The sequence below is a fragment of the Streptomyces sp. NBC_01381 genome (assembly GCF_026340305.1).
Taxonomy (GTDB): domain Bacteria; phylum Actinomycetota; class Actinomycetes; order Streptomycetales; family Streptomycetaceae; genus Streptomyces.
This window is the reverse complement of the sequence record NZ_JAPEPI010000001.1, coordinates 3,035,478-3,047,635: the sequence shown is the minus strand read 5'-3', so window position 1 is coordinate 3,047,635 and position 12,158 is coordinate 3,035,478. Positions and strand designations below refer to the sequence as shown.

Below are 12,158 nucleotides of genomic sequence, written 5' to 3'. Positions count from 1 at the left end.
GGCCGGGTCCGCCGCGGCCCCGTACACTGGGCGGAGCGAAAAGCGTGGATGGGGACGAGTAGCGGCGTAAGCGGCCATGAGCGACCCGGGGACGGTGTGAGCCCGGGGGCAGGCGCGACGTGAAGATCACCCCGGAGCCGCCGGAAGAAGGCCGAAGCCCCCGCGGAGGCCAGTAGACCCGGCATCGCGACCCCAATGAGGGGGCTTTCCCGTGCGCCACAGGCGTGGGGAAGGCCAAGGAGGGTGGTACCGCGGGAGCGCGACAAGCGGCTCTCGTCCCTCCGACGGAACGGAATCGTCCGCCGGAGGAAGCGCGTTGAACACGCAGCCGTTGAATACGCAGCCGCAGTACCGCCAGGTGCCCGCCCAGGTCGACCTGCCCGCCCTTGAGCACGCCGTGCTCGAGTTCTGGGACGAGCAGAAGATCTTCGCCAAGAGCCTCGAGCAGTCCGAGGGCCGCCCCGAGTGGGTGTTCTACGAGGGCCCGCCCACGGCCAACGGCATGCCGGGCGCCCACCACATCGAGGCCCGCGTCTTCAAGGACGTCTTCCCGCGCTTCCGCACCATGCGGGGCTACCACGTCGCCCGCAAGGCCGGCTGGGACTGCCACGGCCTGCCGGTCGAGCTCGCGGTCGAGAAGGAGCTCGGGTTCAACGGCAAGAAGGACATCGAGGCGTACGGCATCGCCGAGTTCAACGCCAAGTGCCGCGAGTCCGTGACCCGCCACACCGACGCCTTCGCCGATCTCACGACCCGCATGGGGTACTGGACCGACCTCGACGGCGCGTACCGCACGATGAACCCCGAGTACATCGAATCGGTCTGGTGGTCCCTGAAGGAGATCTTCAACAAGGACCTCCTGGTCCAGGACCACCGCGTCGCCCCCTGGTGCCCCCGCTGCGGCACCGGCCTCTCCGACCACGAGCTGGCGCAGGGCTACGAGACGGTCGTCGACCCGTCCGTCTTCGTCCGCTTCCCGCTCACCGGCGGCCCCCTGGCGGGCGAGGCGTCCCTCCTGGTGTGGACGACCACTCCGTGGACGCTCGTCTCCAACACCGCGGTCGCCGCGCACCCCGACGTCACGTACGTCGTCGCGACGAACGGCGAAGAGCAGCTCGTGGTCGCCGAGCCGCTCGTCGAGAAGGCGCTCGGCGAGGGCTGGGAGACCACCGGCCAGACCTTCACCGGCGCCGAGATGGAGCGCTGGACCTACCAACGCCCCTTCGAGCTGGTCGAGTTCCCGGCCCCGGCCCACTTCGTGGTCAACGCCGACTACGTGACCACCGAGGACGGCACGGGTCTGGTCCACCAGTCCCCCGCCTTCGGTGAGGACGACCTCAAGGTCTGCCGCGCGTACGGCCTCCCGGTCGTGAACCCGGTCCGCCCCGACGGCACCTTCGAGGAGGACGTCCCGCTCGTAGGCGGTGTCTTCTTCAAGAAGGCCGACGAAAAGCTGACCGAGGACCTCGACAGCCGCAATCTGCTCTTCCGGCACATCCCGTACGAGCACAGCTACCCGCACTGCTGGCGCTGCCACACGGCGCTCCTCTACTACGCGCAGCCGTCCTGGTACATCCGCACGACGGCCATCAAGGACCGCCTCCTCCAGGAGAACGAGAAGACCAATTGGTTCCCGGACTCGGTCAAGCACGGCCGCTTCGGCGACTGGCTGAACAACAACGTCGACTGGGCGCTGTCCCGCAACCGCTACTGGGGCACCCCGCTGCCCATCTGGCGCTGCGAGGAAGGCCACTTGACGTGCGTGGGCTCGCGCGCCGAGCTCTCCGACCTGACGGGCACCGACCAGTCGGACCTCGACCCGCACCGCCCGTACATCGACGCGGTCACCTTCCCCTGCCCGACCTGCCAGGAGACCGCGACGCGCGTCCCCGAGGTCATCGACGCCTGGTACGACTCCGGTTCGATGCCGTTCGCGCAGTGGGGATACCCGCACAAGAACAAGGAGCTCTTCGAGAGCCGGTACCCGGCGCAGTTCATCTCGGAGGCCATCGACCAGACGCGCGGCTGGTTCTACACGCTGATGGCGGTGGGCACGCTCGTCTTCGACAAGTCCAGTTACGAGAACGTCGTCTGCCTCGGCCACATCCTCGCCGAGGACGGCCGCAAGATGTCCAAGCACCTGGGCAACACCCTCGACCCGATCCCGCTGATGGACCGGCACGGCGCCGATGCCGTGCGCTGGTTCATGGCGGCCGGCGGCTCCCCGTGGGCGGCCCGCCGGGTGGGCCACGGCACCATCCAGGAGGTCGTCCGCAAGACGCTCCTCACGTACTGGAACACGGTCGCCTTCCAGGCCCTGTACGCTCGTACGTCGAAGTGGGCCCCCAGCGACGCCGACCCGGCGCCCGCCGACCGCCCGCTCCTGGACCGCTGGCTGCTCAGCGAGCTGCACGCGCTGACCGACCAGGTCACCCAGGCCCTTGAGGGCTACGACACCCAGCGCGCGGGCAAGCTCCTGTCCACGTTCGTCGACAACCTCTCCAACTGGTACGTACGCCGCTCCCGTCGCCGCTTCTGGCAGGGCGACAAGGCGGCCCTGCGCACCCTGCACGAGGTCCTGGAGACGGTCACCCGCCTGATGGCCCCGCTGACGCCGTTCATCACCGAGCGCGTCTGGCAGGACCTGGTGGTCCCGGTCACCCCGGACGCCCCGGAGTCGGTCCACCTGACGTCCTGGCCCGAGGCCGACCTGTCGGCGATCGACCCGGACCTGTCGCGGCAGATGGTGCTGGTGCGCCGCCTGGTCGAGCTGGGCCGCGCCACGCGCGCGGAGTCGGGGGTCAAGACCCGTCAGCCGCTCTCCCGCGCCCTGATCGCGGCCACGGGCTTCGAGTCGCTCAACCCGGAGCTGCACGCCCAGATCACCGAGGAGCTCAACGTCTCCTCGCTGGCGTCGCTCTCCGAGGTCGGCGGCTCACTGGTCGACACGACCGCGAAGGCCAACTTCCGCGCCCTGGGCAAGCGGTTCGGCAAGGGCGTCCAGGCGGTCGCCAAGGCCGTCGCCGACGCCGACGCGGCGGCGCTGTCCCTGGCCCTGCGCGAGGGCACGGCCTCGGTCGAGGTCGACGGCGAGACGGTGACGCTGGCCCCGGATGAGGTCATCATCACGGAGACCCCGCGCGAGGGCTGGTCCGTGGCGTCCGACTCGGGCGCCACGGTGGCCCTGGACCTGGAGATCACGGAGGAGCTGCGCCGGGCAGGACTGGCCCGTGACGCGATCCGCCTGATCCAGGAGGCCCGCAAGAACAGCGGCCTGGACGTCGCGGACCGGATCGCCCTGCGCTGGACCTCCACGGACCCGGCCGTGATCACGGCCCTGTCCGACCACGCCGACCTGATCGCGGACGAGGTACTCGCCACGGACTTCGTCCAGGGTCAGGCGGACGACACCTACGGCGAGACGTTCACGGACGAGTCCCTGTCCCTGACGTTCCGCCTCCGCAAGGCGTAAACAACCGAACAACGCCGAAGGCCCGGCCCCGCCAAAGATCTTGGCGGGGCCGGGCCTTCGGCGTTGCGTACCCACGCACAGATGAACGTTTCTGCACCCGCCCCCGGCGAGCGGGCACACAAAAGGGCGGGGCCCCCAGAGAATCTGGGGGCCCCGCCCTGAACGCTGCCGACGCCTACGGCGTGGAAGTGCCCGTCAGTTGTCGTCCTCGTCGATGAGGAAGCCACGCATCGGCGACGGAGCCTGCTGCATCGGCTGCGGGCCCTGCGGCCGCACCGGCGCCATCGGCTGGGTCATCGCCGGGGACATCTGCTGCTGACCGCCGTAGGACGGACCAGCGGCCGGCTGGTTGCCGCCCATCGACTGGTTGCCGCCGTAGGACGGGGCACCCGCGCCGGCCGGAGCCATGGAGGGCGCCGGGGACGGCGGAAGGGAAGCCGTCGCCGGGGTCCGCGGCGGAGCCAGCGAGTCGTCGGCCTGGGTCTCCAGCTGACGGAGCTGCGACTCCAGGTAGGACTTCAGACGCGTGCGGTACTCGCGCTCGAAGCCGCGCAGGTCCTCGACCTTGCGCTCCAGCGTGGCGCGGGCGGACTCCAGGGAGCCCATCGCGACGCGGTGCTTCTCCTGCGCGTCCCGCTCCAGGGCGTCAGCCTTGGCACGGGCGTCACGCTCAAGACCCTCGGCGCGCGAACGAGCCTCGCCGACGATCTTGTTGGCCTCGGAACGGGCCTCCGCGATCGCCTGGTCAGCGGTCTGCTGGGCAAGGGAGAGCACGCGAGCGGCGCTGTCGCCGCCGGGGCCCTGACCGGGCTGCGGCATCTGCGGGCCGTGGCCGCCCATGGGACCGCCCATCGGGCCACCCATCGGACCCTGGCCCATGGGGCCGGGGCCCTGCGGACCGGGACCCTGCGGGCCGTGCCCACTGGGGCCTGCGGGCAGCTGCGGTGCGCCACCGGGAAGCTGCGGCGGGCCGCCCATCTGCTGGTGCTGCGGGTGCTGCTGCGGCGGCACCGGCTGCGGGCCCGATATTGCGGCGGGCACCGGGGCGCCGGGACCACGCTGGTCCTGCGGCCCGTCGGGACCCTTGCGCATCCCGCCCTGCTGCTGGTTCTGCGCAGCGGCGCGGGTGGCAGCGGCCAGCTTGGCGCGCAGGTCCTCGTTCTCGCGGAGCAAGCGAGTCAGTTCGGCTTCGACCTCATCGAGGAAGGCATCGACCTCGTCCTCGTCATAGCCTTCTCGGAGGCGGACGGTCGTGAACTGCTTGTTCCGCACGTCCTCGGGGGTCAACGGCATCTCTTCACCTCAACGTAATCGTCGGCATTCGGCAAGACCGTATCGTTCACACAGACACCGACCTGACGACGGTGATCAGGATGTAGACGATGATCATCAGTACGAAGAAGGACAAGTCGAGCGCCACGCCCCCGAGACGCAGCGGCGGAATGAATCGCCGCAGAAGCTTGAGCGGTGGATCAGTGACAGTGTAGGTGGCCTCCAGAACGACCACCATCGCCTTGCCGGGTTGCCATGAGCGGGCGAACTGGAAGACGTAGTCCATGACCAACCGGAAGATCAGCACGATGAGGAAACACATCAGCGCGATGTAAAGCACCTGCAAGACCACGCTCATGTTCGCGGTTCCCTCTCCCCTGTTTCTCGTGCTTCGTTGCCGGTTCTGCGTCTACTGCATCTGTTACGTCTCAGCTCTGGTTGAAGAACCCGCCCTCTGCGATGCGAGCCTTGTCCTCCGCCGTTACATCGACGTTAGCAGGCGACAACAGGAACACCTTCTGCGTCACTCGCTCAATGCTGCCATGCAGACCGAACACCAGACCGGCGGCAAAGTCGACAAGTCGCTTCGCATCCGTGTCGTCCATCTCGGTCAGATTCATGATCACCGGAGTGCCCTCGCGGAAGTGTTCCCCGATGGTACGGGCCTCGTTGTACGTCCGCGGGTGCAGCGTGGTGATGCGGTAGGGCTCCCGCTCGGACACGACCTTGGGCATGATCACCGGTGCGTTCTTCTCCAGGTTCTGGCGTTCAGGTGTGATGGATGCCACGGGGGCGATACGTGCCGGACGTCCGGATTCGGCGGGTACCGAAGCGGAATGGGCGACCGGCTCACGCTGAGCGGGGGGCTGTACCACTCGTACCGATTCGTCCCGTTCAGACACGTGCGCCTGGCGGGACTGGTGCGACTGATGTGGCGGCTCGTGCCGCCGGCGGTCCCGCTCGGGCTCCGGCTCGGGTTCGAACTCGTCATCGGGGTCGAACCCCGGACCGTCGTACCCATCGTCCTCCACGAGGCCGAGGTAGACCGCCATCTTGCGCATCGCGCCGGCCATGCTCTGAGTCCTCCGCTCTGTGGTGGATCGGCTGTCGTCACCAACTGCCCGAGATCCACGAGGCATCCCCGCCCAACAGCGAGAATGACCATATTTTCTGCTGTGGTCCGACTTCTTGGCGACGTTACCCGAGCCCGGGTCGGACTCCGAGTACCGCCGTACCGACGCGCACATGTGTCGCTCCGGCCGCCACGGCCTGTTCGAGGTCCGCACTCATCCCTGCCGACACCATGTTCGCAGCAGGATGAGCCGCGCGCATGAGGGTTGAGAATTCCATCAGCCGCTCGAACGCCGCCTGTTGCCGCCCCGCGTACGGCCCGGTGAGCGGCGCGACGGTCATCAGACCGTCGAGCCGCAGTCCGGGAGCTTCCGCCACGAGTCCGGCCAACTCTTCGATTCCGCCCGCTCCTACGCCCCCGCGCTCGCCCCGCCCGTGCTCATCGGCGTCGAGCGCGACCTGGATCAGACAGCCGAGTTCCCGCTCCGCGCGCACCGCGGCCGTCGACAGGGCCGTGACGAGCTTGGGACGGTCCACGGACTGCACCACATCGGCATAACTGGCCACAGAACGGACCTTGTTGGTCTGCAGCTGACCGACAAAGTGCCAAGTAAGGGGCAGATCCGAGCAGTCGGCGGCCTTGGTGGCCGCGTCCTGGTCGCGGTTCTCGGCGACATGGCGCACACCGAGTTCCGACAGGATCCGCACATCGCTCGCGGGATAGGTCTTGGTGACCACGATCAGGGTCACCTCCTCCCGCTTGCGCCCGGCCGCCGCGCACGCCGCGGCGATGCGCTCCTCGACCTCCGCCAGATTTGCGGCGAGTTGAGCCTTACGGTCCGTCATGTGCAATCAGTCCAGCCAGACATAGCCCGCGAGACGGCCGGTGTTCCGGTCGCGGCGGTAAGAGAAGTGGTCACCGGATTCCAGGGTGCACACCGGCGACTGCTCCCGGTCGCGCACCCCGAGCCGCTCCAGCTGGGCGTGCACCCCCGCGGTCACATCGACCGCCGGCGTGCCCCAGCTCGTCTCGGCGTACGCCGCGGGCTCCGCGGCGGCGACATCGGCGCGCATCGCCTCGGGCACCTCATAGCAACGCCCGCAGACGGCGGGCCCGGTGCGGGCGACGATACGGGCCGGGTCCGCGCCCAGCTTCACCATCGCCTCGACGGCGGCCGGTACGACCCCGGCGACCATCCCGGGGCGACCCGCGTGCGCCGCGGCCGCGACCTTGGCGACCGGGTCGGCAAGCAGGACCGGCGTGCAGTCGGCGGTGAGGACCGCGAGGGCCACGCCCCGGCGTGCGGTCACCACGGCGTCGACGGCCGGGATCTCGGCGCCGGCGCCCCAGGGGCCGTCCACCACCGCGACATCGTTGCCGTGCACCTGGTTCATCCAGACGACCCTGGCCGGGTCGATCCCGAGGGACTTGGCGGCAAGGTCGCGGTTGGTGCGCACGGCCTGGGGGTCGTCGCCGACCGCCCCGCCGAGATTGAGCTCTTCGTACGGAACGGCGCTCACCCCGCCCCACCTGTCGGTGAAGGCGAAGTGCGCGCCGCTCACGGTGCTGTGCGTGCTTATCACTTGAGGAAGTCCGGCACGTCCAGCTCTTCGGCCTGGCTGTCCTGGTACGGACGGGCCGGCGGAACCTGCGGCGGGGCCACGGGCGCGGACGGGGCCTCGCTGACCGGGGCGGCGTCCACGGGCTCCGGCGTCGCCGGCTCCTCGCGGGTCGTGACGCTGCCGAGGCCGCCGTAGGACGGGCGGGACTCCGCGGGACGGGCCGGGGCCGCCGGCTGCTCCTCGCGCTTGGCCGAAGCCGAACCAAGGACGTTGTCCCGCTTGGACGGTGGCTGACCGCCGTCGAAGCCCGCCGCGATGACGGTGACCCTGACCTCGTCGCCCAGGGCGTCGTCGATGACGGCGCCGAAGATGATGTTGGCCTCGGGGTGGGCCGCCTCGCTGACCAGCTGGGCCGCTTCGTTGATCTCGAAGAGGCCGAGGTCGGAGCCGCCGGAGATGGAGAGCAGGACGCCCCGCGCTCCGTCGATGGACGCCTCGAGCAGCGGCGAGGAGATCGCCATCTCGGCGGCGGCCACCGCGCGGTCGTCGCCGCGCGCCGAGCCGATGCCCATGAGGGCCGAACCCGCCTCGGACATGACCGACTTGACGTCGGCGAAGTCGAGGTTGATCAGACCCGGCGTTGTGATCAGGTCGGTGATGCCCTGGACACCGGAGAGCAGGACCTGGTCCGCCGACTTGAAGGCGTCGAGGACCGAGACCTGACGGTCCGAGATGGACAGGAGCCGGTCGTTGGGGATGACGATGAGGGTGTCGACCTCTTCGCGCAGCTCCGCGATGCCGTCCTCGGCCTGGTTGGCGCGACGACGGCCCTCGAAGGTGAACGGCCGGGTGACGACGCCGATGGTCAGGGCGCCCAGGGAGCGTGCGATGTTGGCGACGACAGGTGCGCCGCCGGTGCCGGTGCCGCCGCCTTCGCCGGCGGTGACGAAGACCATGTCGGCCCCCTTGAGGACCTCCTCGATCTCCTCGCGGTGATCTTCGGCCGCCTTGCGGCCGACTGCCGGGTTCGCTCCGGCGCCGAGTCCACGGGTGAGTTCACGGCCGACGTCGAGCTTGACGTCGGCGTCGCTCATCAACAGGGCTTGCGCGTCGGTGTTGATGGCGATGAACTCGACGCCCTTGAGACCGACCTCGATCATCCGGTTGATGGCATTGACACCACCGCCGCCGACACCGATGACTTTGATGACTGCGAGGTAGTTCTGCGGTGCTGCCACGTCGAAGGCCTCTCGCCTCGAGTTACGTGTCGCCGCCTCGCGGTCTCGCGCCGCGACGACTGATGCCGAATGGGACGGTCCGAACGCCGACCCGAACCCTAACGCTGAAGTTTAGGGTTACCAGTGTGTCTGTTCCTTGGACTCTTCCGAACAGGACACTAAGTCGACAAGTGGCGCACGTTCAACGAACACGCCGAACCTCCCGTTTTTCTTTTCACCCTATGTGATCAGCCGTAGCGCTGCCGAACCAGGGTGCTGGCCTGCGCAGATATGCGTCAACTCGCCGATGACGCAGGGGCGGTGGGAACGCTCACATCGAAGTGCCGTGCCTTGGGTGCGGCTTTCATCAGGGCGGTGAGTGTGCTCACCTTCGCACGGCCCTTCTCGCTGCTGCCCCAGTCCACAGTCCGCCCGTCGCTCAACTCCAGTGAGAGCGAGTCGTACGAACGGGCCTTGACCACCCGGGTGTCGCGGGCCACCGCGGCCGGCAGGGCGCCCGCGACGCGGACCGCCTCGCGCCGCAGACGGTCGCTGTCGAAACGGCGCAGACTCGCCGCCGCGTTCTCCTGATCCGGCATCAATTCCAGGAGCGGAACGCCCTTCGGCGCATGACCGACCGTGGCGAATCGCACTCCCTTGGCGTCCACTTCGACGAACTTTCCGCCCTTTTCGATCAGCAGGACCGGCTTGCGTTCCGTCACTTTCAGACCGATTCCGTGCGGCCAGGAACGGACGACGTCGACCGAGTCGATACGCGGCAGTTTCCTGCGCAGCCGGTCCTCGATGGCGTCGGTGTCGACCGAGATGAGCGCCGCCCCGACCGGGGCCGCGGCGGCCTCGCGCACCTCCGCGGGCGTCAGGACCCGGGTCCCCGAAGTCGTCACGCGCTCCAGGCGCAGCCACTGCGAGCCGTAGAGCGCCCAGACGCCCCCCGCACCGACCAGCACGAGTGCGATCAGCGAGAGGACGAGGGTGCGCGGCCGCGGCACGCGCACCCGGGAGCGTGGCGGGCGGGGCGGGCCGGAGTCGAGCTTCTGCCGTTCGGCGGTGGTCGGTCCGGCCACGGTCCCCTGCCTTCTAGGTGCCTGCTAGCACCTGCTCACGCGTGATGGCGTGAGGCGATCGCCTCGTACACCATGCCGACGAGGAGGTCGTCGGCGTCCCTGCGGCCGAACTCCGATGCGGCGCGGGACATCTCGCACAGCCGGTGCGGATCGGCGAGCACCGGGAGCACATTGCCCTGGACCCACTCGGGCGTCAGCTCGGCGTCGTCGACCAGGAGTCCACCGCCCGCCTTGACCACCGGCTGGGCGTTCAGCCGCTGTTCGCCGTTGCCGATCGGCAACGGGACGTAGGCGGCCGGCAGCCCGACGGCGGAGAGTTCGGCGACGGTCATCGCGCCCGCGCGGCAGAGCATCATGTCGGCAGCGGCGTACGCGAGGTCCATCCGGTCCACGTACGGTACCGGGATGTAGGGCGGCATACCGGGCATGTTCTCGACGTACGGCATTTCGTTCTTCGGGCCGACCGCGTGCAGGATCTGGATGCCCGCGCGCTGAAGGACCGGAGCGATCTGCTGGACGACCTCGTTGAGCCGCCGGGCGCCCTGCGAGCCGCCGGAGACGAGCAGCGTCGGCAGGTTGGGGTCGAGGCCGAAGGCGGCGCGCGCCTCCGGGCGGACCCGGGCCCGGTCGAGCGTGGCGATGGTGTGCCGCAACGGGATGCCGATGTAGCGGGAATTGCGCAGCTTGCTGTCGGGGGTGGCGACGGCCACCCCGTGGGCGTACCGCGAACCGATCTTGTTGGCGAGGCCGGGACGGGCGTTGGCCTCGTGCACGACGATCGGCGTCCCGGTCCGCTTGGCCGCGAGGTAGCCGGGCAGGGCGACATAGCCGCCGAAGCCGACGACGCAGTCCGCCTTGGTGCGCTCCAGGATCTGCTCGGCCGCCTTGATCGTGCCGCGCAGCCGTCCCGGCACGGTGATCAGCTCAGGGGTGGGCTTGCGGGGCAGCGGTACGGCGGGGATCAGCGCGAGTTCGTAACCGCGCTCGGGTACGAGTCGGGTCTCGAGTCCACGCTCCGTGCCCAGGGCCGTGATGCCCACGGTCGGGTCCTGCCTCCGCAGGGCGTCCGCGAGGGCGAGCGCGGGCTCGATGTGGCCGGCGGTCCCCCCACCGGCGAGTACGACATGCACCGAAATTCACCGCTCTCCGGACGAACGCGCCTTGACGCGCCGTCTCATCGTGTTCCATCTCACCCGAGGTTGCCGCATGGCAAGGGCCGCCTTCGCCGCGGGGTCCGATCGCGCGAAAGCGATGAGGAGCCCGATGGCGAACATGGTCGGCAGCAGGGCCGAACCCCCGTAGGAGAACAGCGGGAGCGGGACACCGGCGATCGGCAGCAGACCGAGCACCGCACCGACATTGATCACGGCCTGCGCCGTGATCCAGGTGGTCACGCCTCCCGCGGCATACCTCACGAAGGGGTCCTCCGTGCGTCCGGCCACGCGGATACCCGCATAGCCTAGAGCCGCGAACAGGGCGAGCACCGACAGTGTCCCTGCCAGGCCGAGTTCCTCCCCGGTGATGGCGAAGATGAAGTCGGTGTGCGGTTCCGGCAGTTGACCCCATTTTTCCACACTCGCGCCAAGACCGGAACCGAAGAATCCGCCGGAGGCCAGGGCATAGATCCCGTGCACGGCCTGCCAGCACTGGTCGCCGGGCCCCGGATCGGTCGCGCCGATACAGGCGAGCCTGGCCATCCGGTTGGGGCTGGTCTTGATGAGGATCACACCGATGAGGGCCGCGACCGACAACACCCCGGCAAAGAGCCGCGTCGGCGCCCCCGCGAGCCAGAGCAGGCCGAAAAGGATCGCGGTGAGGATGATCGCCGTGCCCATGTCGCCGCCCAGCATGATCAGTCCGAGCAGCATGAAGGCGACGGGGACGAGCGGTACCAGCATGTGCTTCCACTGCGTGAGCAGCCGCTTGTCCTGTTTGCGGGCCAGCAGGTCCGCGCCCCACAGCACGAGGGCGAGCTTGCCGAACTCACTGGGCTGCAGCTGGAAGGGGCCGCCCAGATAGATCCAGTTCTGGTTGCCGTTGACGCTGCGCCCTATCCCCGGGATCTGCACGAGCACCATCAGGAAGACGGTCACGGCGAGCATCGGATAGGCGAGCGCCCGGTGCAGCTTGACCGGCATCCGCATGGCGACGAGCAGCAGGATCGTACCGAGTACGGCGGCCACGAACTGCTTGCGGAAGAAGTACGAGGCGGGCAGGTCGAGCTGCAGCGCCTGGATCATCGACGCCGAGTAGACCATCACCAGGCCGAGCACGGTCAGCAGCAGGCTGCTGCCGAGGATGAGGTAGTACGCGGTCAGCGGCCGGTCCCAGGCCTTGCGGGCCCTGGTGTGGAACCGCCGCAGGGGGCTCTCCCGCGGCGGGCGCGGTGAGCCCGTGGAACGGACCGGCGCGGGCCTTCTGGCCACCCGCGCGGGCGCGCGCCCGCTACTGCCGGCCATCGGTGCCCCCACCCAGCCA

General features: G+C 69.3%; 10 protein-coding genes. 1 reads left to right on the top strand and 9 read right to left on the bottom strand.

The features are described from left to right. Positions 1 to 331: 331 nt before the first annotated feature. Positions 332 to 3,472 (top strand): isoleucine--tRNA ligase, encoded by a 3,141-nt coding sequence (ileS, locus tag OG453_RS14325; protein WP_266869855.1) that lies wholly within the window; start codon positions 332 to 334, stop codon positions 3,470 to 3,472. Positions 3,473 to 3,667: 195 nt separating this feature from the next. Here the strand turns inward: ileS and OG453_RS14320 are convergent, their stop codons facing one another. The 9 genes from OG453_RS14320 to ftsW all read right to left on the bottom strand — a co-directional run bounded on the left by OG453_RS14320 (position 3,668) and on the right by ftsW (position 12,139). Further along, positions 3,668 to 4,765 carry a DivIVA domain-containing protein gene (locus OG453_RS14320; protein WP_266867984.1) on the bottom strand — a complete coding sequence of 366 codons (1,098 nt, stop codon included), beginning with the start codon at positions 4,763 to 4,765 and terminating at the stop codon, positions 3,668 to 3,670. Positions 4,766 to 4,811: 46 nt separating this feature from the next. Then, complete coding sequence (locus OG453_RS14315) at positions 4,812 to 5,102, bottom strand: YggT family protein (RefSeq protein WP_030783884.1); 291 nt, start codon at positions 5,100 to 5,102, stop codon at positions 4,812 to 4,814. A gap of 70 nt (positions 5,103 to 5,172) precedes the next feature. Next, entirely contained in the window at positions 5,173 to 5,817 is a 645-nt protein-coding gene (locus tag OG453_RS14310) for a cell division protein SepF (RefSeq protein ID WP_266867981.1), read from the bottom strand. Positions 5,818 to 5,941: 124 nt separating this feature from the next. Further along, positions 5,942 to 6,661 (bottom strand): YggS family pyridoxal phosphate-dependent enzyme, encoded by a 720-nt coding sequence (locus OG453_RS14305; RefSeq protein WP_266867979.1) that lies wholly within the window; start codon positions 6,659 to 6,661, stop codon positions 5,942 to 5,944. A 6-nt stretch (positions 6,662 to 6,667) separates the two neighbouring features. Next, the gene (gene pgeF / locus OG453_RS14300) at positions 6,668 to 7,378 is read right to left on the bottom strand and encodes a peptidoglycan editing factor PgeF (RefSeq protein WP_266867977.1); all 711 of its coding nucleotides are present in this window, start codon (positions 7,376 to 7,378) and stop codon (positions 6,668 to 6,670) included. A 17-nt stretch (positions 7,379 to 7,395) separates the two neighbouring features. Then, entirely contained in the window at positions 7,396 to 8,616 is a 1,221-nt protein-coding gene (gene ftsZ / locus OG453_RS14295) for a cell division protein FtsZ (protein WP_266867975.1), read from the bottom strand. A gap of 275 nt (positions 8,617 to 8,891) precedes the next feature. Next, the gene (locus OG453_RS14290; RefSeq protein WP_266867973.1) at positions 8,892 to 9,680 is read right to left on the bottom strand and encodes a cell division protein FtsQ/DivIB; all 789 of its coding nucleotides are present in this window, start codon (positions 9,678 to 9,680) and stop codon (positions 8,892 to 8,894) included. Positions 9,681 to 9,715: 35 nt separating this feature from the next. Next, a complete protein-coding gene (murG, locus tag OG453_RS14285) occupies positions 9,716 to 10,810 on the bottom strand; it encodes an undecaprenyldiphospho-muramoylpentapeptide beta-N-acetylglucosaminyltransferase (RefSeq protein ID WP_266867971.1) in 1,095 nt (364 codons plus the stop codon). A gap of 6 nt (positions 10,811 to 10,816) precedes the next feature. Next, on the bottom strand, positions 10,817 to 12,139 hold the full coding sequence (gene ftsW / locus OG453_RS14280) for a putative lipid II flippase FtsW (RefSeq protein WP_266867969.1): 1,323 nt from the start codon (positions 12,137 to 12,139) through the stop codon (positions 10,817 to 10,819). Between the last annotated feature and the right edge of the window lie 19 nt (positions 12,140 to 12,158).